Here is a 23,098-nt window from a genome sequence, read left to right on the forward strand (position 1 = left end):
GCGTGACCATGGATGTGACCGGGACGGTGACCGGCAACGGGACCGACACCGACGGCGGGAACGACGGCGGGACCGGTGGCGGAGTCGGCGGCGGGGCCGAGACCGAGGCGCTGCGGACGCTGCACCGGGTCTTCGGGTACGACGCGTTCCGCGGCGAGCAGGGCGCGGTCATCGAGCATGTGGTGGCCGGCGGTGACGCCGTCGTGCTCATGCCGACCGGTGGCGGAAAGTCCCTCTGCTATCAGATCCCGTCCCTGGTCAGGCGCGGCACCGGGGTCGTCGTCTCCCCGCTGATCGCCCTCATGCAGGACCAGGTCGACGCCCTGCGGGCGCTCGGCGTGCGGGCCGGCTTCATGAACTCCACGCAGGACTTTGACGAGCGCCGCTCGATGGAGGCGCAGTTCCTCGCGGGCGAGCTGGACATCCTCTATCTGGCCCCCGAGCGGCTGCGGCTCGACGCGACTCTCTCCCTGCTGGCCCGGGGCGAGATCTCCGTCTTCGCGATCGACGAGGCGCACTGCGTCGCCCAGTGGGGCCACGACTTCCGCCCCGACTACCTGGCGCTCTCCGTGCTCGGTGAGCGCTGGCCGGACGTCCCGCGCATCGCCCTGACGGCGACCGCCACGGACGCCACCCACCAGGAGATCACCCGCCGCCTCGGCATGCCCGAGGCGAAGCACTTCGTCGCCAGCTTCGACCGGCCCAACATCCAGTACCGGATCGTCCCGAAGTCCGACCCGAAGAAGCAGCTCCTCACCTTCCTCCAGGAGGAGCACGCCGGGGACGCGGGCATCGTCTACTGCCTCTCACGCAACTCCACCGAGAAGATCGCGGAGTATCTGACCCGCAACGGCATCGACGCCGTGCCGTACCACGCGGGCCTGGACGCCGCCACGCGCGCCGCCCACCAGTCGCGCTTCCTGCGCGAGGAGGGCCTTGTCGTCGTCGCGACCATCGCGTTCGGCATGGGCATCGACAAGCCGGACGTCCGCTTCGTCGCCCACCTGGACCTCCCGAAGTCCGTCGAGGGGTACTACCAGGAGACAGGCCGGGCGGGCCGGGACGGGGAGCCGTCGACGGCGTGGATGGCGTACGGCCTCCAGGACGTCGTCCAGCAGCGCAAGCTCATCCAGGGCGGCGAGGGCGACGAGGCGTTCCGCCGCCGGGCCGCCGCGCACCTGGACTCGATGCTGGCCCTCTGCGAGACGGTCCAGTGCCGCCGCGCCCAGCTGCTGACCTACTTCGGCCAGGAGCCCGCGGCGGCGAACTGCGGCAACTGCGACACCTGCCTGACCCCGCCGGAGACCTGGGACGGCACGGTCGTCTCGCAGAAGCTGCTCTCCACGGTGGTCCGCCTCAAGCGTGAGCGGAACCAGAAGTTCGGCGCGGGCCAGATCATCGACATCCTGCTGGGCCGCAAGACCGCCAAGGTCATCCAGTTCGACCACGACCAGCTCTCCGTCTTCGGCATCGGCGAGGAGCTGTCCGAGGCGGAGTGGCGCGGGGTGGTCCGCCAGCTGCTGGCCCAGGGCCTGCTGGCGGTGGAGGGGGAGTACGGCACGCTGGTCCTCACCGACGCCAGCGCCACGGTCCTCGGCCGCGAGCGCGAGGTCCTGCTCCGCAAGGAGCCGAAGAAGCCCACGACCCGCTCGTCGTCGGCGGCGGGCGGGTCCCGGGGCGCCAAGGGCAAGGCGGCCCCGACCGACCTGCCGCCCGCCGCGGTGCCGGTCTTCGAGGCCCTGCGCGCCTGGCGCGGCGCGACCGCCAAGGAGCAGGGCGTCCCGGCATACGTGATCTTCCACGACGCGACGCTGCGGGAGATCGCGACGGTCCACCCGACGTCCCTGGCGGAGCTGGGCGGGATCAGCGGCCTGGGAGAGAAGAAGCTCGCGACGTACGGGGAGGGCGTCCTGGAGGTGCTGGCGGAGACGTCCCCGGGGGCGGCGGACGCTCCGGAGACCCCGGCACCACGTCCGGCGGCGACCCCGGCCCGTACGAAGGCCCCGGCCGCCCCGGACCGCACCGACAAGGCCCCGCAGACCCCGGCGACCACGCAGCAGTACGGCGACCCCGAGTTCGCCTGGGACGAGGAGCCGCCCGAGTACGAGTGAGGTTGACCGGGCGGCGGGGCTACTGCGGGTCCGCCGCCCGGCGCCGGGGCGTGATCGCGGTGAGGTCCAGGTCCACGGGGAACGGCACCGACACCTTCATCCGGTCGTGGAAGATCCCGGTGGAGGTGTACGCCCCGGTGGCCGGCTCCAGCTCGAAGACGTACACCACGGCCCGCCCGTCGTGGTTCTCCACCCGCCAGTAGTGGGGGATCGTCGCGCGGGCGTACTTCACGGGCTTGGTCTCCCGGTCGCGGGACCGGGACTCGGGGGAGACGACCTCGATGGCGAGGCGCACCGACTCGGCAGGGAAGCGGGTCTGGTTCGGGTCCTGGATGATGTCGCCGTCGATGACGATCACATCGGGCTCGGGCCGGTTGTAGCGGTCGATGTCGATGGTGAACTCGCGCACGACCTCCAGCTCGGGCGGCGCCAGGGACTGCAACTGCCAGTTGAAGAAGTCGACCGCCCGGGTGTGGAACAAGGTCTGCGGACTCACGAAAACGAGACTCCCGTCGATCAGCTCCGTGTGCGGAGGCAGATTCGGGAGTGTGTCCAGGTCATCGGCGGTCCAGCCGCCCTCGGGCGGGACCGCCCACCGCGGCTCGGAGGCCTCGGGCTCGATGCTCATCATTGCTCCCATGGGGAGGAGTCTCGCGGGCCTGACCAGCGTATCCGCCGGAAACCGGCTAAGGCTCCCCCGAACGTGTGACCGCATCGCGCGCCGCTGACCGAGCCTTTCCGGGCGCCCCTCAGTCCCCACCCCCGCAGCCGCCCCCGCCCGCACTGCCGCCGCTCCAGCCGTCGCTTCCGCCGCCACCGCCGGACTCGCTCTGCTTGACGTTGTCGTGGACGGCCGTCGCGGTCCACTCGGAGCGGCGCAGGACCTTCATGGCGGTGCGGCCGGGGCGGCCGTTGCGGGTGAGGCTGGAGGCGAGGCCCATCGCGGAGACCAGGGCGGCCAGGAGGCGGTCGCGGGGGTCGGGGTAGCCCGCCCTCTCGGCCTGGGTGAAGCGCCTGCGCAGGCCGGGCACGAGGTCCGGGTGGACCGGGAAGTGGCGGTGGTACGGGAAGAGGCCGAGGACGCGGCGGGTCTCCCGGGAGAGCACGGAGCGCTCGACCAGGGAGTCCAGGTGGGTGTCCCGGACGTGCTTGTCGAAGTCGGCCACCCAGCGCCGGGCGCGCATCCCCGAGCGGGGCTTCTTGCCCTGGGGCAGGGTGCGCAGCAGGGCGGCGAGGCGCGGGTCGGCCGGGTCCAGCGGGTTCACCACCTGGACCCGGCCGCGCTCCTCGCGTATCCGGCCCTGGAGCTCCAGCTCCGCGAGTGCCGCCCCGGCCGTCCCGTACGCCAGGGCGGCGGCCGCGCACAGCGGCTTGCCGCTCCCCGGGTCCAGGGTGAGCAGGATCAGCTCCTCGGGGAGCGTCAGCGCGGGGGTGTCGGGGCCGGAGGCCGCGGGGGCCGTCATGGTGCCGTGACGATCCTGCCGGTCACATCGCCGAGGCCCACCCGGGTGCCGTGCGGGCCCGGGGCCCAGGCGGTCAGCGTGACCGTGTCGCCGTCCTCCAGGAACGTCCGCTTGCCCTCGGGGAGTTCGAGGGGGTCGCGGCCGTTCCACGTCAGCTCCAGGAGCGAGCCGCGCTGGGCGGTCTCGGGCCCGCTGACCGTGCCGGAGCCGTACAGGTCGCCCGTTCGCAGCGAGGCGCCGTTGACCGTCATGTGTGCGAGCTGCTGCGCCGCTGTCCAGTACATCGTGGCGAACGGCGGCTCGGAGACGACCTGGCCGTTGATCTCCACCGTGATCCGGATGTCGAAGCCGCCGTGCTCCTCCTCGTTCGCGTCGTCGAGGTAGGGCAGGAGGGGGACGTCCCGGGCCGGCGGTTCGGTGCGGGCCGCGTCCAGGGCCTCCAGCGGGGTGACCCACGCCGATACGGAGGTGGCGAAGGACTTGCCGAGGAACGGGCCCAGCGGTACGTACTCCCAGGCCTGGAGGTCGCGTGCCGACCAGTCGTTGAGGAGGGAGAGCCCGAAGACGTGCTCGCGGAAGTCGGCCAGCGGGACCGGGGTGCCGTGGGCGGAGGGGACGCCGACGAGGAAGCCGACCTCGGCCTCGATGTCCAGCTTCACCGAGGGCCCGAAGACGGGCGCCGGGTCGGTGGGGGCCTTGCGCTGGCCGCTGGGACGGACCACGTCCGTACCGGAGACCACGACGGTGCCGGAGCGGCCGTGGTAACCGATCGGCAGGTGCTTCCAGTTGGGGGTGAGCGCGTCGCCGTCCGGTCGGAACATCTGCCCGACGTTGGTGGCGTGGTGCTCGCTGGCGTAGAAGTCGACGTAGTCCGCGACCTCGTACGGCAGGTGCAGGGTCACCGCGTCCACCGGGTGCAGCAGCGGTTCGATCTCCGCGCGGTGGGCGGGCACCGTCACCCAGGCGGTGAGCGCGCGGCGCACATCGCTCCAGGCGGTGCGGCCCGCCGCGAGCAGCGGCGTCAGGCTCGGCTGGGCCAGCAGTCCGGCGTAGGGCGAGCCGAGTGCGTGGGCGGCGGCGCCGGCGTCCAGGACGTGGTCGCCGATGCGGACGCCGACCCGGCGGTCCTCGGGGTGGCCGGGGGTGGAGAACACACCGTAGGGCAGGTTGTGCGGGCCGAAGGGGTCGCCCTCGGGGAGGTCGAGCGGGCTGCTCTGCTCGGGCATGTGTTGCTGCCTCGCTTTCCAGGTCGTGTGAAGGACACGTTACGTCGGAGGCCCTGCCCCACGGCAGTGCCCTGACCATCCCCAACTGCGCCTAATGCCCGGAAAGTTCAGTGCGTCCCCCGCGCATCCGGGGGATCCGCCCACGCACCGTCTCGTAACACCGTGCCACTGGGGCCGCTCAGCCCGCCGTGCGCGGAATCCGCTTCTCCCAGGTGCGGTGGAAGACGATCTCGTCGCCGTCCTTGCAGATCACCTCGTCGGAGGTGATGAAGTCGTGCTCGTCGGCGGCGATCTCGGAGCGCGTCTCGATCTCCACGTCCCAGGCCGTCTCCGGCCGGTGCAGCCGGATCCGCCAGTCGGAGCGGGTGCGGGCGGAGAGCGGGTCGTCCTGCTGGATCGTGTACGTCTCCAGGGCGTCCTCGGTGAATTCGAGGCCGTCGGGGTACACCCGCGTACCGCCGTAGCGCGGGTCCACCTCCAGGCGCCACTCGCCCTGGGCGACATCGCGCACGACGAGCCGTTCGGGGCGCGGCTCCTCCAGGGTGACCGGGTGGACCACGCCGAGCGGTTCGGACTGCTCCGGTTCGCCGAAGGCGATCGCCGGGTCCTCGGTGTGGCGGCGCACCGGCAGCTCGACGAAGCTGCCGTCGGCGTCGAGCGTGAAGCCGGCCGACCCCGCCTGCGGCCAGATCCAGGGCCAGTACGCGGAGGAGACGGCGATCCGGATGCGGTGGCCGGGCGGGAAGGTGTGGCCGATGCCGTTGAGGGCGAAGACCACGTCCTCACTCTCGCCGGGCGGCCAGTCGTCGGTGCGGTCGCGGCCGTGCCGGGCGGCGAGGTTGAGGGCGCCCCGGGTGACCAGGGTGGAGGCCCCGTCGGGCGCCACGTCGCAGAGCCGGGCGATGACCTGCCCGCGCGGGACGTCCATCCGGAGCCGGAGCTTCACCCGCGGGCGGCCCAGGATCTCGATCGGCGCCCCCTCCACCGGGAACTCGAACGACACGGACTTCGCGTCCTCGTCCCGCTGGTCCGGCGGCAGGTCCGCGTCGTTGCCGAAGGGGAAGAACCGCCCCGCGTCCAGCCCGGTCTGCTGCGGCGAGGCGACGATCCGCTCACCGCCCTGGAGTGCGTACGCCACCGGGGTGACGTTCTCCGAGGGCCAGGAGGCGTCCCCGACCCACCGGCCGGGCAGCGTCCCGTAGACCGTGGCGGGCGGGTGCGAGCCGCTGATCCAGGACCGCAGCAGCGGCTCCCGCATCACGCCCGTCTCCTTGCCCTTCAGATGCTGGTCCCACCAGCGCAGCGTCTCCTGGAGGAAGCCGATCGCGGGCCCCGGCGGCAGCCCCCGGTCGGGGTACTGGTGCGACCACGGACCGATGATGCCGCGCACCCGCTCCGGGTCCAGGTGCTCGACGAGGCGCAGGACGGTGTCCCGGTACGGGTCGTGCCAGCCGCCCACCGCCAGCACGCTGGCCTTGATCGCCCCGTAGTCCTCGCAGACGCTGCCGTGCTTCCAGTAGTCGTCGCGGCTCTGGTGGGACAGCCAGGTGTGGACGAAGGGCTCGATGGCCTCCAGCCGCTTCAGCCACATGGCCTTCCACTCGTCCCCGACCTGCGCCGGGTCGGGCGGGCGGGCGACGAAGGCGAGCATGGTGGCGGCCCAGGCGTGCATGTCCACGGCGAGGACCGAGCCGCCCATGTAGTGGACGTCGTTGTCGTACCGGTCGTCGGCCGAGCAGACGGTGACGACCGCCTTCAGCGGGTCGGGGGCGAGCGCGGCGATCTGGAGCGAGTTGAAGCCGCCCCAGGAGATCCCGAACATGCCGACCCGGCCCGAGCACCACTCCTGCTGGGCCAGCCAGTGGACGACGGCCACCCCGTCGGCCAGCTCCTGCGCGTCGTACTCGTCGCCCGGCAGCCCCTCGCTGTTGCCGTGGCCCCGGACGTCGACGCGTACGGAGGCGTAGCCGTGGCCCGCGTACCAGGGGTGGCGCTGCCAATCGCGGGGAGCGGTCCAGTCGCCGAGCCGGTAGGGCAGGTACTCCAGCAGCGCGGGGACCGGTTCGTCGGTCATCGGCCGCCAGATCCGGGCGTAGAGCCGGGTCCCGCCGGGGAGCGGGATGCGGACGTCCTCGCGGGTCGTCTCGTACGGGAACTCGGTCGTGATGTTCATGGTCACCTCGATGGACGACGACGGGTGCGGAGAGGGCCGGAGGTGCTGCTGGACAAAGCGGTTGCTCATGGCCATAGGGGCTGATCGCGAACATACCGGCGGTGGCGGGAAGGCGCCCACGGTGATCCACAGGGGACCGGATACGCTGAAGTTGCCAGGAGAGACAGCGACACATCGACATCGGGTGTGATCGTCAGCAGACAGGAGATGCCCCCGTGACCGTCGTCGGGCCGTTCGGACTGCACGTGCGGGACCAGGCTCTTGAGGCCGATGTCCACGCGGGCCTGGCCGCTGTCGAGGCGGGGCTGCTCGAAGCCACCAAGAGCGACGTGCCCTTCATCACGGAGGCCGCCCAGCACCTGGTGCGGGCGGGCGGCAAGAGGTTCCGCCCCCTGCTGGTCATGCTCGCGTCACAGTTCGGCGACCCGGACGCACCGGGTGTCGTGCCCTCGGCCGTCGTCGTCGAGCTGACCCACCTGGCCACGCTGTACCACGACGACGTGATGGACGAGGCCGACGTACGTCGAGGGGTGCCCAGCGCCAACACCCGCTGGGGCAACTCGGTGGCCGTGCTGACGGGCGACTTCCTCTTCGCGCGCGCCTCCCACATCCTGGCCGACCTCGGCCCCGAGGCCGTGCGCATCCAGGCCGAGGCGTTCGAGCGGCTGGTGACCGGCCAGATTCTGGAGACCGCGGGCCCGCGCGACGGCCGCGACCCGGTGGACCACTACCTGGACGTGCTCAGCGGCAAGACCGGCTCGCTGGTCGCCGTCTCCGGCCGGTTCGGCGCGCTGATGGCCGGGGCCGACGAGCGGACCGTGGACATCCTCACGCAGTACGGCGAGCGGCTGGGTATCGCCTTCCAGCTCGCCGACGACGTCCTCGACATCGCATCCGACACCCACGAGTCCGGCAAGACCCCCGGCACCGACCTGCGCGAAGGCATCCCCACCCTCCCGGTCCTGCGGCTGCGCGCCCGGGCCGCGAAGGACCGCAGGCCCGACGACCTGGCCCTGGTCGAGCTGCTCGACGGCGACCTCGCCGACGACGCCACCCTCGCCGAGGCGCTGCGCCGGCTGCGTGCCCACCCGGCGCTGGAGCAGGCCCGCCAGGACACCGTCCGCTACGCCCAGGAGGCGCGCGCCACGCTCGCGCCGCTGCCCGAGGGGTACGCGAAGTCGGCGCTGGAGGAGCTGTGCGACGCGGTGGTCCACCGCGCGGGCTGAGCGCCCCCGACCGTACGAGGGCCCTACCCCTACTGGATGGCCGATGAGGCATGCCCGGTTGTCATACCGGAGCAGTAGGCGGGTTGATCCCCGGGGCTGACGCTTCGGGCCGCCCGATTTGGTCAGATGGAGAACAACCACTCCTGACCCCATCGGGTGAGAAGGGCGGCAGGGAGTGGACGGGCAACCGGACGGAAGCCGCCGACCACGGAGGTAGGGCACACATGGCACCGAACGACAGCGTGGAGACCACCGGCAAGGCCACGGGCACTGCCGTGGGCCGCCGGAAGGCGGCGCGCTACATCGTCCCCGTCGCGGTCGCGGGGGTGGCGGCCGCGACCATCGGACTCGTCCCGGCCCTCGCGAACAGCGGCGACCCGGACCTGCCGAAGATCAGCGCACAGGAACTCATCGAGAAGATCGCCGCTTCCGACGAGGAGCAGCTCTCCGGAACCTTCAAGATCAGCACGGACCTCGGCCTGCCCCTCGACGGCCTCGCGGGCTCGCTCCTCTCGGGCGTCGGCGGGGACGGGGGCAAGGGCTCGGCGGCGCCGGAGGACAGGTTCATGGAGCTGACGTCCGGCACGCACACCCTGCGGGTGGCCGTCGACGGCCCGGAGAAGCAGCGCCTCTCCCTTCTCGGCAAGGCCTCCGAGTACAGCGTCATCCACAACCAGGGCGAGGTCTGGGCGTACGACTCGCAGTCCGACGAGGTCTACCACTCCAAGGCCCCCGAGGGCCGGGGCGACGGCGACGGCGCGAAGGCCCCGAAGGGCGCCCCCGCCCTGCCGAAGGACTTCGCCGAGCAGGCGCTTGCGGCGGTCGGTGACACCACGTCGGTCACCGTGGACGGCACCGCGCAGGTGGCCGGGCGGGACGCGTACCAGCTGGTGATCAAGCCCAAGCAGTCCGGCTCGACGGTCGGTTCGGTACGGATCGCGGTCGACGCCGCGAACGGCGTACCGCTGAAGTTCACCCTGGCCGCGGCGAGCGGCGGCAAGGCCGTGGTCGACGCGGGCTTCACCAAGGTGGACTTCGCCAAGCCCGCCGCCTCCACCTTCGACTTCACCCCGCCCAAGGGCGCCAAGGTGACGGAGGCGGACGAGCTGGAGCACGGCAACGGCGACGCGGACGGGCCCGGTGCGGCGGAGAAGTCGCTCCAGGAGAAGTTCTCCGGCCAGATCCCCGGACTGGAGGGGCTGGGCGGTCTCGAAGGCTCCGAGGGCGTCAAGGTCATAGGCGAGGGCTGGACGTCGATAGCCGCCATCGAGATCCCCGGCGGCAAGGGCCTCCTGCCCCCGGCGGGTTCGGGCGACGTCCCGGCCGAGGCACAGGGCTTCCTGGACGCGCTGGGCGACAAGGTCACCGGGAAGTTCGGCTCCGGCACGGTCTTCAAGACCCGCCTGGTCAACGCCCTGCTGACGGACGACGGCAAGGCGTACGTCGGCGCGGTGACCAAGGACGAGCTGGTACGGGTGGCGAACGGCGCCGAGTAGCGCCTTCGGGCCGCTGTGGTTCCCCGGCCGGGCCGCCCCGCCGCGAGAGAGTGTGCGGCGGGGCGGCCCGTTCGCGGTGAGCGTGCGCGGTGGTCCGGTCCGGCCGCAGTGAGGTGCGGTGGCCCGGCTGCTGGGCGGTCGCCCTGAGGGCGTGCGGCGGGTCGGCCGGCCGCTGGGCGCGAGTGCGGATGCGAGCGTCGAGAGCTCTCGACCCCGCCGGTCCTCCGGGGAGGCCCGGTGAAGAACTTCCCACTCCAGGACCTGTACGCGGCGGTGTTCGGCCCGGTGGCCCGGGCCCGCTTCGCGGCGAAGGGCATCACGGCCTGAGCGAGACCGCGGGGCGGACCGTGGGGGTGGCTGTCCCGTGGCCGGATCGGATCGGTGAGCGGTCGTCCGCGCCGTCGGCCGGGCGAGCCGTCCCCCGATCGGCTCGTCGCGGCACGAACGGCACGAACGGTGTGGGGAGCGGGATCGAACCGACACGGTACGTTCCGTTTCCCCCTGGGTATTGTTCGGCCTATGACGACTGGCTGTCAATAAGGAATGGCTCAAACCGTCCTATGCTCACCAAATGATCACGCCGCCCAGTAGCCTGCGCCGCAGCGAGAGATCACGCCGCGCGACGCTTCAGGCCGCCCTCGACCTCTGTACGGAGAAGGGGTACGGGCGCGTGACGATAGAGGCCATCGCGGCCCGCGCGGGCGTCAGCAAGAAGACGATCTACCGCTGGTGGCCGTCGAAGGGGGCGATCCTGCTGGAGGCGTTCACGGACGCCCTGGTGGACGCCACGCCGTTCGTGGACACCGGGGACATCGGCGCCGACCTGCGTACACATGTGGCGGGCGCGGTGAAGCTGCTCAACGTCCCGCCCTTCGGCCCCGCGTACGCGGGCATCCTCTCCGAACTCCACCACGACGACGTCCTCGCACAGGCGCTCAAGGACCAGCTGGTGGACCCGCGCGTGGAGGAGGCGGTGGCGCGGCTGCGCAGTGCGCAGGACCAGGGCCAGATCCCGCCCGGCGCGAACCTCCCGCTGGCGGTCGAGATGCTGTACGGCCCCCTCTACTACCGCCATGTCCTGCGCAAACCGGTCCAGGACGAGGAGACGATCGCCGCCCTGGTCGCGCATGTGCTGCGCTCGCTGGGCTCGCCGGGCTACTGAAGGCCGTGCCGGGGGCCGTTGGCCCGGTCGGCTCCAGCGCCCGCGCGGTGTCGGCGGCCAGGACCCGGGGGTCTCCGGGGCCGTGACGATGGTGCCGGGCGGGCACGCGGGGAGGGCACGCGGGGAGGGTGCCGCGCCGCTCGCCCTCCCGGCCTCGCGGGGGCGTCACACCCCTGCTGCCCCTCCGGTGGCCGCTCCCCGGCCCGCAGGTAATGCTGGACCGGCACGTGTCGGTGCTCCGGTGGTCCGGTGCACCGGGGCCGGACCCTGAGGGTGGGTGGAGCCGTGTCGTACGCCGATACCCCGGCCGGGGACCGAGCCGGGAAGGACGGGCCCGGCGCCCTGGACGACGCCCTGCTGGAGGTCCTGTTCGCCCAGTCCGCCGTGGGGCTCGTCGTGCTCGACCCGCAGCTGCGGCTGGTCCGCGTCAACTCCCTGGTCGAGGGCGTCGGGACCGAGGAGTACGTCGGACTCCGCTTCACCGACGCCTTCCGGCTCGACGACCCCGACGGGTGCGAGCAACTCCTGAAGCGGGTGCTCGCGGGGGACGGGCCCGTACACGAGCATCTCGTACGCGGTCGGCTCAGGCAGATCCCCGGCGACCGCACCTTCCTGGTCTCCGTCTACCGCCTCGCAAGCCCTGACGGCCCGGGGGACCCCGCCATCGGCCTGCTCGGCGCGGTCGTCGACGTCACCGAGCGGGAGAGGGCCCGGGCGCGGGAGGCCGCGCTGGCCGCCGTGCGGAACGCGGTCGGCGGTTCGCTGGACGTGGCGGCCACCTGCCGGTCGCTCATCGGCGCGCTGGTGCCCGGGTTCGCCGGGCTCGCCGTCGTCGAGGTGGTGGACGAGGTGCTGCGCGGGGCCGATCCGCCCGTGGGTCCGCTGCCGCCCGAGACCCCGCTGCGCCGGGCGGCGACCGGCCGCTGCGCGACCGTACGGACCACCCCGGGCGACGATCCGCCCCGGGGCCGCCCGGTCGGCGGGACCCGCCGCCTCCCGCCCCGTACGCCGTACGCGCTCGCCGTCGCGGACCTGCGGCCCCGGCTCGTCCCGCTCACCGCCGACACCCCGTGGCTGGACGCCGACCCGGACGGGGCCGGTGCCCTGGCACAGGCCGGTGCGCACTCCCTGATCGTCGTGCCCCTCACCCTGCGAGGAGCCGTGCTCGGCCTGCTCAGCCTCTACCGCTGCGGGTCCGCCGAACCCTTCGACGAGGACGACGTCTCCCTCGCCGCCACCGCCGCCACCCGTGCGGCCCTCGCCATCGACAACGCCCGCCGGTACGAGCGCGAGCACATCGTCGCCTCCACCGTGCAGCGCCGCCTCCTCCCGCAGGCCGAACGCCACCAGGCCGCCGTGGAGACCGCCCACGTGCTGCTGCCCGGCCGGGACAGCGGCTGCTGGTTCGACACGATCGCGCTCTCCGGTGCCCGTACGGCGCTCGTCGTCGGCGATGTCGCGGGGGAGGGGCTCCAGTCGGCCATCGCCATGGGCCAGCTCCGTACGGTCATCCAGGCACTGGCCGGTCTCGACCTGGAGCCGGAGGAGGTGCTGGCCCGCCTCAAGGAGACCGCCGACCGCCTCGCCTGCGAACGCGCGGCCCTGCCCCCGAGCGACGCTCTCCAGGGCGAGGAGCTGCGGGCCGGGTGTGTGTACGGGGTCTACGACCCGTTCACCCGCACCTGTACGGTCGCCCGCGCCGGACACCCCGCGCCCCTGGCCGTCGCCCCGGACGGGCGGGTCGTCGCGCTCGACGTCCCTGAGGGGCCCGGCCTCTTCGACGCGGACGGCGGCCTCTTCGCCCCCGCGGCCATCACCCTGGAGGAGGGCAGCGTCCTCGCCTTCTGCACGGGCGACCTGCTCGCCGACGAGCGCGCCGAGGACCGCGTCAGGCAGTCCCTCACCGAGGGCATCCGGTCCGCCCGCGCCCTGCGGCACCTGGCCGACGACGTCGTGTACGCCCTCCCCGACGACCCCCGCTCCGCCGGTGCGGCGCTGCTCCTGGCCCGTACCGGCACGGTCTCCGATCACCGCGTCGCCACCTGGGACCTCGCCCAGGACCGTACGACCCCAGCCACCGCCCGCCTGCTGGTCCGCGACCGGCTCCAGGGGTGGGGGCTCGACGAGGACACCGTCGACTCGACCGAGCTGATCGTCAGCGAACTGGTCACCAACGCCGTCTGCTACGGCAGCCCGCCGCTCCGGCTCCGCCTGCTCCTGGACACCACCCTCACCTGCGAGGTCCACGACGGCTCCACGGCCTCCCCGCACCTGCGCCACGCCCGCACGGTCGACGAGGGCGGCCGCGGCCTCTTCATCGTCTCCCGCCTCGCCGCCCACTGGGGCGCCCGGCACGGGCCGGACGGCAAGGTGCTCTGGACGGAACAGCTCCTTCCGGGGGGTGGCTGACCGGCCGGCCGGGCGCGAGCCGGTGCGGGTCTCAGCCGAACAGCCGCTCCAGCACCGCCGCCACCCCGTCCTCCGCGTTGGTGGCCGTCACCTCGTCGGCCGCCGCGCGCAGTTCCGGGTGGGCGTTGCCCATGGCGACGCGGTGGCCGGAGCGGTGGAACATCGGGAGGTCGTTGGGCATGTCGCCGAAGGCGATCGTCCGCTCGGGGCCGATGCCCAGCAGTTCGGCCGCCGCCGCGATGCCGGTGCCCTTGTCGACGCCGTACGGAGCCAGCTCGACCGTGCCCGGCCCCGCCATGGTGACGCTCGCCAGGCCGCCCACGGCGCCGCGCGCGGCGGCGGCCAGGGCGTCGTCTCCCAGCTCCGGGTGGCGGACCAGCACCTTGATGACGGGGCGTTCCCACAGGGCGTCCCGGGAGTCCACGCGCAGGGCCGGGAGTGTCGGGTTGGGCATCCGGTAGCCGTGCTCGATGAGGGTGACGCCGTCGGCCCCGTCCTGGTCCACGGCCGCGTACACGGCGCCGACCTCCGCCTCCAGCTTGCCGAGCGCGGTGTCGGCGGCCTCCCGGTCCAGAGTCACCGAGCGCAGGAGCCGGGCGCTGTCGGCGTCGTACAACTGCGCGCCCTGCCCGCACACGACCAGCCCGGTGTAGGCGAGATCCGCCAGCAGGGCCCGTATTCCGGGAACCGGCCGACCGGTGACGATCAGGTGCCGGGCGCCCGCGGAGGCGGCGAGGGCGAGTGCGGCGCGGGAGCGGGCGCTGACGGTGTCGTCCGGGCGCAGCAGGGTGCCGTCCAGGTCGGTGGCGACGAGGGCGTACGCGGGCGGCATGGGCGAGGGCGAGGGCATGGGCCACAGCCTAGAAGGGCCCGGACGGCGGCTTGCGCGCGAGGGGAGGATCGGGTATCGGCCGGGGACGGGGTGCGTGGGAACCCTCGGGGCGCCCCGGGGCCGCGGCCGGGAACGGAGCGAGCCCGCCCGCCCCTGTGCGGGGCGGACGGGCTCGGGACCGTACGGGAGTCGCTGCGGGCCGGAGTGCTTCAGGCTGGAGCTGTCCCGGGCCGGAGGCTACTTCAGGCCGTTGCTGATGGCCTTCACGAGTTCGCCGTCGGTGGTGTCTCCGTTGAACTCCCAGAAGAACGCGCCACCCAGGCCCTGCTCCTTGGCCCACGCCATCTTGGTGCCGATGGTGGCCGGGGTGTCGTAGCTCCACCAGTCGGTGCCGCAGTGGGCGTACGCCGTGCCGCCGATGGTGCCGGTGGCCGGGCAGGTGGTCTTCAGGACCTTGTAGTACTGGTTGCCGGGCTCGATGCCGGCCGCCGGGCCGGTGGCGGTGCCGCCGGGGGCGGACTGGGTGACGCCGGTCCAGCCGCGGCCGTAGAAGCCGATGCCGAGGAGCAGCTTCTCGGCCGGGACGCCCTTGGCCCTCAGCTTGGCGATCGCGTCGGCCGAGTTGAAGCCCTGCGCGGGGATGCCGGGGTAAGCGGTCAGCGGCGAGTGCGGGGCGGTCGGGCCCTGCGCGGACCAGGAGCCGAAGTAGTCGTACGTCATCACGTCGTACCAGTCGATGTACTGCGCGGCGCCGCCGTAGTCGGCCGCGTCGAGCTTGCCGCCGTTGGAGCCGTCGGCGGTGATGGCCGCGGTGAGCAGGTTGTCCGGGCCGAACGTGGCCCGCATCGCCTGCATCATGTTCCTGATCGCGGCCGGGCCGCTGTTGTCACAGGTCAGACCGCAGGCGTTGGGGTACTCCCAGTCCAGGTCGATGCCGTCGAAGACGTCGGCCCAGCGCGGGTCCTCGACCAGGTCGTAGCAGGACTGGGCGAAGGCGGCCGGGTTCTGGACGGCCTGGCCGAAGCCGCCGGACCAGGTCCAGCCGCCGAAGGACCACAGCACCTTGATGTGCGGGTACTGCGCCTTCAGCTTCCGGAGCTGGTTGAAGTGACCGCGCAGCGGCTGGTCCCAGGTGTCGGCGACACCGTCGACGGAGTTGGCCGCGGTGTAGGTCTTCTCGTAGTCCTCGTACGCGTCGCCGACCGTGCACTTGCCGTTCTGCACGTTGCCGAAGGCGTAGTTGATGTGCGTGATCTTGTCGGCGGAGCCGGAGGTCACGAGGTTCTTCACCGTGTAGGAGCCCCAGTTGGTGAAGTAACCCAGGTTGATCTTGCCCCCGCCCGGAGTCTCGCCGCCACCGCCGCCGGTGGTGCGGACCGTCGTGGCGGCCGAGGCCGGGCCGGTCTGGTCGGCGGTGTCGCGGGCGACCACGGTGTAGGTGTAGTCGGTGCCCGCGGTCAGACCGGTGTTGGTGTACGTGGTGCCGGTGACGGTCGCGACGGTGGCGCCGTCGCGCTTGACGTCGTAGTTCTTGATGCCCTTGTCGTCCGTGGCGGGTGCCCAGGAGAGCTTCACCGAGGTGTTGGTGATGTCGCTCGCGGTGGGCTTGCCCGGGGCGGAGGGGGCGTTGTCACCGGGGGCGGTGGAGCCGTCGCAGGGGTTGCCGTTGAGCTTGCAGCCGGAGGGCGCGCCGGAGCCGGAGCCGTTGAACCCGAAGGAGACGGAGGCGCCGGGGGCGAGCGTGCCGTTCCAGCCGAGGTTCTTCGCCGTCCAGTGGTTGGCGGAGTTGGTGACGGTCGCGTCCCAGGCGGAGGTCACCTTGGTGTTCGCGGGGAAGTCCCACTCGACGGTCCAGGAGGAGAGCGTGGTGGTGCCGGTGTTCTTCACCGTCCACCTGCCCTCGAAGCCGGAGCCCCAGTCGGAGGCCTTGGCGTAGGTGGCGGTGGCCGAGGTCGCGGCGGACGCGGGGGTGGCGAGGCCGACCATGGCGGCCAGCGGGAGGGCCAGCGCCGTGGCGCCCGCGAGGACCTTGGACCGCTTGTTCGGGGTGCTGCCGTGCGGCGATCTGATCCGGCGCCGGCGTGTTTCCGTGCTCAAGGATGCTCCCTGGGGGCTCTGGACGGACAGGGGGACCCCTGGCCTGTCAACCCTGCGTGGCCCTGAGCGCGTCGCGCCTCTCCTCGGCACCCCCGCAGTGTTCCCGCGACCCTAGGAAGGCCTAGACCAATCGTCAAGAGGTCTGGACCAAGAGGCTGTTGAGGTGCCGCCAGGGATGCCGACTCCGTCGTGAAATGTCTTCGATTGCTTCCCCTTGTCGTCAGTTGACACAGAATTCGTTGCCCTCAGGATCTTCCAGGACGAGCCAGCTCCCGCCCTGTTCGTCGACCGCGCGCAGGATGCGCGCACCGAGCCCCACCAGCCGTTCCGCTTCCGTGTCGCGCTCCCCGGGAGGGGTGTGCACATCGATGTGCAGGCGGTTCTTGACCGTCTTCGGCTCAGGGACGCGCTGGAACAGCAACCGCCGCCCCAGCCCCGTACCGCTGTTCTCGTCGTACGGGTCGTCCGGGTGCCGGGCCGCCGCCAGATCGCGCCAGGTGCGGCGACCGTGGGCGTGGGTGGTGACGGCCTCGGGGACGGCCCCGGCGGCGAGCAGCTGCTCGACGAGGGCGCTGTTGTCCTCGACCAGGTAGCCGAGGGCATCGGCCCAGAATCCGGCCTGGGCGTGCGGGTCGGCGCTGTCGACGACGAGCTTCCAGGAGAGTACGCGTGTCATGGAAACTGTTTATAGTGGTTACATGAGTGGGAAGGCAATGGACACACCGAAGGTGGACGCGGAGGCGGCGCCTCGGGGGATGCTGCTGGTGCATCCGGACGGCAGCTCGTTCCGGTTCGACCCGGGCGCGCTCTGTCTGGAACTTCTGCCGACCGGTGGGCCCGGGGTGCTGGCGTACTTCGAGGTGCTGCACGGGCCCGAGGACCTGGTGGACTGGGCGGGGCGGAGCCGGTTGCCGGGCGGGCTCGACCTGGTCGTGAGCCCGGCCGAGGTGGTGGCCGCGCGGCGGCTGCGCGATGCGCTGTGGCGGCTGGCGGAGGCCCGGGTGGCGGGGGACCCGATCGGGGCGGACGACCTCGCCGCGGTGAACGACGCGGCGGAGCAGCCGCCCCTGACACCCCGGCTGACGGCCGACGGGGGGTGGGAGTGGTCGGCCGGGGCGACCGGGACCGGGCTGCTCTCCACCGTCGCGCGGGATGCGGTGGACCTGTTCACGGGGGCGTACGCCCACCGCATCCGTACGTGTGGCGCGGATGACTGCCGCCTGCTGTTCGTCGACACCTCCCGGCCCGGCAAGCGGCGCTGGTGCTCGATGGAGCGGTGCGGGAACCGCCACAAGGTCCGGGCCCACCGGGCGCGGACGTCTGATCGGGACGACTGACTGCGAAACGACTGACTGAAGGGGTTTGCCATGCCTGTCGGACTTACTCAGGACGCCGGCTGGGAGATCGGCGTCTCCCGGACCCTCCACCAACCGCCTCAGGCCGTCTGGGAGTTCATCACCGGTCCGGAGGGCGTCGCCCTGTGGCTCGGCGCCGAAGGCCCGCTACCCACCCGGAAGGGCGCTCCGTACCGTACGGCCGACGGGACCGAGGGCGAGATCCGCAGCTACCGCCCCGGCGACCGCATCCGCCTCACCTACGGCACCTCCACCGTCCAGGTCGCGGTGACCCCCGGCAGCTCCGAGGGCCGGACCGTCCTCCGCTTCCACCAGGAGCGGCTGGCGAGCGCGGAGGAGCGGGAGGAACGGCGTACGCACTGGAAGGGCGTGATGGACCGGGTGGTGGCCGAGCTGGGCTGAGGCCGGCCTGCCCCTACGGTTTCCGGCGGGTCAGTCCTTCTGTGCCCGGCAGGCCGGGCACCTGTGGCCGTCCAGCGTCGCCAGCAGCCGGGCGGCGGCCTCCCGTACGGGGTCGGCGTGCGGCGGCGAGGACGTGCCGGCCGCCAGACGCACCGCCGTCGGTCGGCCCTCCGCCACAGCCTCGTGCGCGGAGCGCGCCCACTCCGGGTGCTCGGCGTGACCGGCGGCGAGGATCGTGGTCAGCAGGTCCAGGACGCCCGCCCGGTCGCTGACCGTCTCCGTCCCCGCCAGCTCCCACAGGAACGGCACCGCCGCCGCTGTCGCGTCGAAGACGGCCGGGGCACCGATCCACCGGCCCAGCTCGCCCAGGGCGTCCTCGGCGGTCGGCCCGTCACCCCAGGCGACCCGCGACAGCATCCCGGGGACCTGGGAGGCGGAGCCGTACGCATGCTGCAATTCGTGCCACCGCACGTTCCTCATCCCGCCCAGGACAGTCCCCATCCGGGCACTCAATCAGCCTTGTCGCGCGGCGTCCACCGTGCCGGGCGCTCCGTGCAGCCGCCGCAGGTACTCCCGTACGGGAGCGGGGTCGTCGGCGGAGGTCACGGCGCCCACATGGTGGTCGGGGCGGACGACGACGAGAGCGGCGGCGTACGCCGCCGCGGCGTGACCCTGGCCGTCGACGAGTGAGCCCGACGGTGCTGTCCCGCGGTCCTCGTGGGGCGCGTACACCCGGCAGGTGCGGACGTGGGCGTTCCCGTACGCGCTCGCCACCTCGCGCAGAGCCGCCGCGCTCGCCGGGCCGAAGCCGAGGACGGTGGTGTGCGGGCCCGCGAAGGCGCGGTGGAGGCGCGTGGGCTCTCCCGTGTCGGCGTCCTGGCAGGGGGCGTCGGGGGCGCGGTCGCCGGGGAGGGCTCCTCGCCCCTCGGTGCCGGGCCTCGGTCGAGCGGCCGGGGCCGGTGGCGAGGTGGTCTCGGGGGCCGAAGTCGGGGGCGGGGTCTCCTCGGCGTTCGAGACCGGTGGCGGGGTGTCCTCGGGGGTCGGGGTCGGGGCCGGGGCCGGGGCCGGTGGGGAGGTGGTCTCGGGGGTCGGGGCGGTCAGGGTGCTCCAGCGGTAGCCGATGCCCAGCCCCGTCGTGTCCTCGGTCATCGCGGAGGCCAGGCTTCCGCCCGGCTCGCGGATCGCCTCCAGGGTGGCCCGCAACCGGTCGGAGGCGAGATCGAGCGTCCAGGCGGCGACGGGCAGCCGCTCCTCCTCGTACGTGTCGAGCAGCTCCGCGTCCGCGTGCCCGGCGAGTACCTGGCCCAGCTTCCATCCCAGGTTGAACGCGTCCTGGATCCCCGTGTTCATCCCGAGCCCGCCCGCGATGGCATGCACATGAGCCGCGTCCCCGGCGAGGAGGACCCGGCCGACCCGGTAGCGGTCCACCATGCGGACGTTCACCCGGTACGTCGACAGCAGCTCGGCCCGGGTCAGGTGGCGGCCCGGCAGTCCGGTGTGGCGGGTGAGCAGCCTCCGGAAGCCGTCGGCCGAGGGCGAAAGCGGCCGGCCCGCCCCGTCCCGCTCGGGCCCGGCCTGGAACCACCACCCCGTCCGCGTACCGGGAATGGGGCAGAGCATGACCGCCCCGTCCTCGTCGAACCACTGGTGCCACCGGTCCCGGCCCAGCACCCCGGGGGCCAGCTCCACATCGCCGGTGACCATGACCTGGTCCTCGGCGGTCGTCCCGTCGAAGGGGACGCCGAGCAGCTTGCGTACGGAGCTGTGGGCGCCGTCGCACCCGACGACGTACCGCGCCCGTTCCGCGGGCCCCCTCCTGAAGGCGACGGTCATGTGCGGCCCGTCGGTCCCCTCTGCCAGGCCGTCCACCTCGCGGCCCAGCTCGACGTGGACCCCGTAGGTCGCCAGCCGGGCGCGGAGAATCCCCTCGAACCGCCACTGGGCGATCAGCCACGGCCGGTCGTAGTGCGCTGCCGGGGTGGGGGCCGCCCGCGCCCACGGGTCGGTGTCGGAGACCGGGCGCAGGTCGCGGTACACGCGCATGGGCAGCGGTGCCGAACCGGCTGCTAGCACCTCGTCCACCACGCCCAGGTCCGCCAGGATCTCCAGCGACCGGGGGTTCGGGCCTTTGGCGCGCGAGGTGCGGGGATGGGCGGGGGCCTTGTCCACGATCCGGACCGCCCTGCCGCGCCGGGCCAGGTCGATGGCGAGGGTGAGGCCGGTGGGACCGGCGCCCACGATGAGGACGTCGGCGGGGATGTCGGGCATGGCGGTCGCTGCTCCTCGGTCACGGTTCCGTCGGAGCCACCAGGGAAGCGCAACTGAGTCATAAAAGCAACCAGGTAAGATTTTACTGGTTCGCGGTCTCCGAGGTCGCGGTCCTCGGGGCCGCGGTTTTCGGAGCCGCAGTCCCCGGAGTCGCGGTCTTCGGAGTCGCAGTCCCCGGAGTCGTCGGCGCGGGGGGTGAGAGCGTGGGGGCTGCCTGTGCGGGGGTCGCCGCCGCGGCCGCCAGCAGCTCGGCCGCCAGGATCCGGTTGCGTCGTGCGTTCCGCAGGGCGTCCCAGGTCAGCAGGGCGAGGGCCAGCCAGACCAGCGCGAACCCGGCCCACCGCTCCGGCGGCATCTCCTCATGGAAGTAGACGACGCCCAGGATGAACTGGAAGACCGGCGCCAGATACTGGAGCAGCCCCAGCGTGGAGAGCGGCACCCGGATCGCCGCCGCGCCGAAGCAGATCAGCGGCACCGCCGTGACGATCCCCGTCGCGGCGAGCAGGGCCCAGTGGCCGGTGCCCCCGGCGGTGAACGTGGACGCGCCGCTCGCCGTCAGCCAGAGCAGGAAGCCGAGCGCGGGCAGGAAGAGGACGGCGGTCTCGGCGGCCAGCGACTCCAGGCCGCCCATGTTGACCTTCTTCTTCACCAGGCCGTACGTGGCGAAGGAGAACGCCAGCACCAGCGAGATCCACGGCGGACGCCCGTAGCCGATCGCCAGGACGAGCACGGCGGCCAGACCGATGGCGACCGCGACCCACTGGACGGGGCGCAGGCGCTCGGCGAGCAGGATGACGCCCATGGCGATGGTGACGAGCGGGTTGATGAAGTAGCCGAGCGAGGCCTCGACGACGTGGCCGTTGTTCACGGCCCAGATGTAGAGGCCCCAGTTGATGGTGATGGTCGCCGCCGCGAAGGCTATGAGGCCCAGCTTCCGCGGGTCGCGGGCCAGCTCGCCGATCCAGGCCCAGCGGCGCACCGCGAGCAGCGCGATCCCGACGACGGCCAGGGACCAGACCATCCGGTGGGCCAGGATCTCGATCGCCCCGGACGGCTTCAGCAGTGGCCAGAAGAGGGGGACGATGCCCCACATCCCGTACGCGCCGACTCCGTACAGCAGGCCGGCCCGCTGTTCGTTCTTCCCCTTCACGGGCCCCTCCAGGACTTGCCGCGCCGCTCGCCGTGCCGACACGTCTGCCGACGGGATGACGGTAGCGCTGGAAGGGCTCCGTGTCATAGCCGTTTCAGGTGAACGCTCATGACAGCGTTCATGACAGCGTTCATGACAGCGCTCATGACAGCGCTCATGACAGCGCTCGCGACGGCGTTGGCGGCGGCGGGCGGCTGCGACGGGTGTGTGCGGGGCGGCTGTGGCGGGTGTGGGCGGGGTGGCGGTGGCTCAGGCGGTCGCGAGAGCCGCGCGTACGGTCGTGGCCAGGGGGGTCGTCGGGCGGCCGATCAGCCGGGCCAGGTCGCCGCTGGTCCCCGCGAGCCGCCCGCGCCCGATCGCCTCGTCCACGTCGGTGAGGATCGCGGCGAACCCCTCGGGCAGGCCCGCGCCGACCAGGATCTCCTGGTGCAGGGCGGCCGGGACGTTGTTGTACGCGATCTCCCTGCCGGTCACCTCGGAGAGCAGGGCCGCGTACTCCGCGAACGACCAGGCGGTGTCGCCGCTCAGCTCGTAGGCCTTGCCGAGGTGTCCCTCGCCGGTCACCACGACCGCGGCCGCGGCGGCGTAGTCGGCCCGCGAGGCGGAGGCGACCCGGCCCTCGCCCGCGTTGGAGACGACCGCGCCGTGCGCCAGGACGGAGGCGAGGTTGGCGGTGTAGTTCTCCGTGTACCAGCCGTTGCGCAGGAAGGTGTACGGCAGCCCGGAGTCCAGGATCAGCCGCTCGGTGGCCCTGTGCTCGTCGGCCAGCGTGAAGTCGGCGTCCGGTCCGCCGAGGATGCCGGTGTACGCGAGCTGCGCCACGCCCGCCGCCTTGGCCGCCTCGACGACCGCGGTGTGCTGCGCCACCCGCTTGCCCACCTCGCTGCCGGAGATCAGCACCACCCGGTCGCCGGCCCGGAACGCCCCGGCGAGGGTGTCGGGGCGGTTGTAGTCGGCGACGCGCAGCTCGACACCGCGGGCCGCCAGCGGGGCGGCCTTCTCCTTGTCGCGGACGACCGCCGCGATCTCGCCGGCCGGGACTGCGGCCAGCAGTTCGTCGATGACGAGGCGGCCGAGTCCTCCGGTTGCTCCAGTGACGACGATGCTCATGGGTGGCTCCTGTTTCGGGTTCTTCGGTGGGGTGTGTTCCCGATCGAGCGTAGGACGAGCACTAACTATTGGAAAGTACCCACTTTGAAGTAAGGTACTGGCATGGGAGTTAGCTATGGAGTGGCGGGCGCGACGGGCCTGCAAGGACTGCCGAAGCCCGTCCAGGACGTCAACCAGCCGATGTGTCCGTCCCGGCTGGTGCTGGAGCATGTGACGAGTCGCTGGGGCGTCCTCGTCCTGGCGGCCCTGCTGGAACGTTCGTACCGCTTCAGCGAGCTGCGCCGCACGATCGGCGGGGTCAGCGAGAAGATGCTGGCCCAGACCCTCCAGACGCTGGAGCGCGACGGCTTCGTCCACCGCGACGCGAAGCCGGTGATCCCGCCGCGGGTGGACTATTCGCTGACGCCGCTGGGCACCGAGGCCGCCGAACAGGTGTGGGCACTCGCCCGCTGGTCCGAGCGCCGGGTCGACGCGGTACAGGCGGCGCGCAAGGCGTACGACGAGGGCAGGGCGCAGGGCCGGGGTGCGGCCCAGGGTGTCCCCCCACGTGAGGGCGAGGCCCACGGCCGGAGCGGGGCGGACGACGAGGCCCGGGCCTGATCCCGCTGGTCGCGGGGT

The 23,098-nt window shown here is 72.7% G+C and carries 19 protein-coding genes; 8 read left to right on the forward strand and 11 right to left on the reverse strand.

The genetic code is table 11. The features are described 5' to 3' along the window. Positions 1 to 8 precede the first annotated feature (8 nt). Entirely contained in the window at positions 9 to 2,111 is a 2,103-nt protein-coding gene (gene recQ / locus AC0682_RS19555; RefSeq protein WP_478534253.1) for a DNA helicase RecQ, read from the forward strand. A 19-nt stretch (positions 2,112 to 2,130) separates the two neighbouring features. Here the strand turns inward: recQ and AC0682_RS19560 are convergent, their stop codons facing one another. From AC0682_RS19560 to AC0682_RS19575, 4 genes are all read right to left on the reverse strand, one after another. Further along, positions 2,131 to 2,739, reverse strand: coding sequence for a Uma2 family endonuclease (locus AC0682_RS19560; protein ID WP_254813212.1), 609 nt, complete (start codon positions 2,737 to 2,739; stop codon positions 2,131 to 2,133). Between the two features lie 121 nt (positions 2,740 to 2,860). Further along, positions 2,861 to 3,574, reverse strand: coding sequence for a GOLPH3/VPS74 family protein (locus AC0682_RS19565; protein WP_254811942.1), 714 nt, complete (start codon positions 3,572 to 3,574; stop codon positions 2,861 to 2,863). Further along, complete coding sequence (gene fahA, locus AC0682_RS19570; protein ID WP_254811941.1) at positions 3,571 to 4,800, reverse strand: fumarylacetoacetase; 1,230 nt, start codon at positions 4,798 to 4,800, stop codon at positions 3,571 to 3,573. Before fahA ends, AC0682_RS19565 begins: the two co-directional genes overlap by 4 nt. A gap of 178 nt (positions 4,801 to 4,978) precedes the next feature. Beyond that, complete coding sequence (locus AC0682_RS19575) at positions 4,979 to 6,973, reverse strand: CocE/NonD family hydrolase (RefSeq protein WP_478534255.1); 1,995 nt, start codon at positions 6,971 to 6,973, stop codon at positions 4,979 to 4,981. A 215-nt stretch (positions 6,974 to 7,188) separates the two neighbouring features. Between AC0682_RS19575 and AC0682_RS19580 the strand changes: the two genes are divergently transcribed. The 4 genes from AC0682_RS19580 to AC0682_RS19595 all read left to right on the forward strand — a co-directional run bounded on the left by AC0682_RS19580 (position 7,189) and on the right by AC0682_RS19595 (position 13,266). Then, positions 7,189 to 8,199, forward strand: a complete 1,011-nt coding sequence (locus tag AC0682_RS19580; RefSeq protein ID WP_254811939.1) for a polyprenyl synthetase family protein — start codon at positions 7,189 to 7,191, stop codon at positions 8,197 to 8,199. 224 nt (positions 8,200 to 8,423) lie between these two features. Then, positions 8,424 to 9,695 carry a LolA family protein gene (locus AC0682_RS19585; RefSeq protein WP_478534189.1) on the forward strand — a complete coding sequence of 424 codons (1,272 nt, stop codon included), beginning with the start codon at positions 8,424 to 8,426 and terminating at the stop codon, positions 9,693 to 9,695. Positions 9,696 to 10,266: 571 nt separating this feature from the next. Next, positions 10,267 to 10,857, forward strand: coding sequence for a TetR/AcrR family transcriptional regulator (locus AC0682_RS19590; RefSeq protein WP_478534191.1), 591 nt, complete (start codon positions 10,267 to 10,269; stop codon positions 10,855 to 10,857). A gap of 285 nt (positions 10,858 to 11,142) precedes the next feature. Continuing rightward, complete coding sequence (locus AC0682_RS19595; protein ID WP_478534193.1) at positions 11,143 to 13,266, forward strand: ATP-binding SpoIIE family protein phosphatase; 2,124 nt, start codon at positions 11,143 to 11,145, stop codon at positions 13,264 to 13,266. A gap of 31 nt (positions 13,267 to 13,297) precedes the next feature. On the opposite strand, the gene AC0682_RS19600 is transcribed toward AC0682_RS19595, so the two are convergent. The 3 genes from AC0682_RS19600 to AC0682_RS19610 all read right to left on the reverse strand — a co-directional run bounded on the left by AC0682_RS19600 (position 13,298) and on the right by AC0682_RS19610 (position 16,871). Beyond that, entirely contained in the window at positions 13,298 to 14,116 is an 819-nt protein-coding gene (locus AC0682_RS19600) for an HAD family hydrolase (RefSeq protein WP_478534195.1), read from the reverse strand. A gap of 219 nt (positions 14,117 to 14,335) precedes the next feature. Continuing rightward, positions 14,336 to 16,195: a glycosyl hydrolase family 18 protein gene (locus AC0682_RS19605; protein WP_478534197.1), complete on the reverse strand. Its 1,860-nt coding sequence runs from the start codon at positions 16,193 to 16,195 to the stop codon at positions 14,336 to 14,338. 220 nt (positions 16,196 to 16,415) lie between these two features. Continuing rightward, on the reverse strand, positions 16,416 to 16,871 hold the full coding sequence (locus tag AC0682_RS19610; protein WP_478534199.1) for a VOC family protein: 456 nt from the start codon (positions 16,869 to 16,871) through the stop codon (positions 16,416 to 16,418). A 22-nt stretch (positions 16,872 to 16,893) separates the two neighbouring features. Between AC0682_RS19610 and AC0682_RS19615 the strand changes: the two genes are divergently transcribed. Beyond that, a complete protein-coding gene (locus AC0682_RS19615; RefSeq protein WP_478534200.1) occupies positions 16,894 to 17,532 on the forward strand; it encodes a CGNR zinc finger domain-containing protein in 639 nt (212 codons plus the stop codon). 30 nt (positions 17,533 to 17,562) lie between these two features. After that, on the forward strand, positions 17,563 to 17,952 hold the full coding sequence (locus tag AC0682_RS19620; RefSeq protein ID WP_478534202.1) for an SRPBCC family protein: 390 nt from the start codon (positions 17,563 to 17,565) through the stop codon (positions 17,950 to 17,952). A gap of 30 nt (positions 17,953 to 17,982) precedes the next feature. On the opposite strand, the gene AC0682_RS19625 is transcribed toward AC0682_RS19620, so the two are convergent. From AC0682_RS19625 to AC0682_RS19640, 4 genes are all read right to left on the reverse strand, one after another. Continuing rightward, a complete protein-coding gene (locus tag AC0682_RS19625; protein ID WP_478534203.1) occupies positions 17,983 to 18,453 on the reverse strand; it encodes a hypothetical protein in 471 nt (156 codons plus the stop codon). 12 nt (positions 18,454 to 18,465) lie between these two features. Continuing rightward, entirely contained in the window at positions 18,466 to 20,220 is a 1,755-nt protein-coding gene (locus tag AC0682_RS19630; protein WP_478534205.1) for an FAD-dependent oxidoreductase, read from the reverse strand. Positions 20,221 to 20,302: 82 nt separating this feature from the next. Beyond that, on the reverse strand, positions 20,303 to 21,370 hold the full coding sequence (rarD, locus tag AC0682_RS19635) for an EamA family transporter RarD (RefSeq protein WP_478534207.1): 1,068 nt from the start codon (positions 21,368 to 21,370) through the stop codon (positions 20,303 to 20,305). Between the two features lie 249 nt (positions 21,371 to 21,619). Further along, a complete protein-coding gene (locus AC0682_RS19640) occupies positions 21,620 to 22,480 on the reverse strand; it encodes an SDR family oxidoreductase (RefSeq protein WP_478534208.1) in 861 nt (286 codons plus the stop codon). Between the two features lie 102 nt (positions 22,481 to 22,582). Here AC0682_RS19640 and AC0682_RS19645 point away from each other — a divergent pair, with 102 nt between their 5' ends. Then, positions 22,583 to 23,080, forward strand: coding sequence for a winged helix-turn-helix transcriptional regulator (locus tag AC0682_RS19645; protein ID WP_478534210.1), 498 nt, complete (start codon positions 22,583 to 22,585; stop codon positions 23,078 to 23,080). Positions 23,081 to 23,098: the final 18 nt, after the last annotated feature.

It is taken from the genome of Streptomyces sp. NPDC043746, from assembly GCF_056436485.1.

Bases quoted from the DNA above. Each gene is read 5' to 3' on its own strand.
- recQ (WP_478534253.1), top strand. From the start codon at position 9: ATGGATGTGACCGGGACGGTGACCGGCAACGGGACCGACACCGACGGC.
- AC0682_RS19560 (WP_254813212.1), bottom strand. From the start codon at position 2,739: ATGAGCATCGAGCCCGAGGCCTCCGAGCCGCGGTGGGCGGTCCCGCCC.
- AC0682_RS19565 (WP_254811942.1), bottom strand. From the start codon at position 3,574: ATGACGGCCCCCGCGGCCTCCGGCCCCGACACCCCCGCGCTGACGCTC.
- fahA (WP_254811941.1), bottom strand. From the start codon at position 4,800: ATGCCCGAGCAGAGCAGCCCGCTCGACCTCCCCGAGGGCGACCCCTTC.
- AC0682_RS19575 (WP_478534255.1), bottom strand. From the start codon at position 6,973: ATGAACATCACGACCGAGTTCCCGTACGAGACGACCCGCGAGGACGTC.
- AC0682_RS19585 (WP_478534189.1), top strand. From the start codon at position 8,424: ATGGCACCGAACGACAGCGTGGAGACCACCGGCAAGGCCACGGGCACT.
- AC0682_RS19590 (WP_478534191.1), top strand. From the start codon at position 10,267: ATGATCACGCCGCCCAGTAGCCTGCGCCGCAGCGAGAGATCACGCCGC.
- AC0682_RS19600 (WP_478534195.1), bottom strand. From the start codon at position 14,116: ATGCCCTCGCCCTCGCCCATGCCGCCCGCGTACGCCCTCGTCGCCACC.
- AC0682_RS19610 (WP_478534199.1), bottom strand. From the start codon at position 16,871: ATGACACGCGTACTCTCCTGGAAGCTCGTCGTCGACAGCGCCGACCCG.
- AC0682_RS19615 (WP_478534200.1), top strand. From the start codon at position 16,894: ATGAGTGGGAAGGCAATGGACACACCGAAGGTGGACGCGGAGGCGGCG.
- AC0682_RS19620 (WP_478534202.1), top strand. From the start codon at position 17,563: ATGCCTGTCGGACTTACTCAGGACGCCGGCTGGGAGATCGGCGTCTCC.
- AC0682_RS19625 (WP_478534203.1), bottom strand. From the start codon at position 18,453: ATGGGGACTGTCCTGGGCGGGATGAGGAACGTGCGGTGGCACGAATTG.
- AC0682_RS19630 (WP_478534205.1), bottom strand. From the start codon at position 20,220: ATGCCCGACATCCCCGCCGACGTCCTCATCGTGGGCGCCGGTCCCACC.
- AC0682_RS19640 (WP_478534208.1), bottom strand. From the start codon at position 22,480: ATGAGCATCGTCGTCACTGGAGCAACCGGAGGACTCGGCCGCCTCGTC.
- AC0682_RS19645 (WP_478534210.1), top strand. From the start codon at position 22,583: ATGGGAGTTAGCTATGGAGTGGCGGGCGCGACGGGCCTGCAAGGACTG.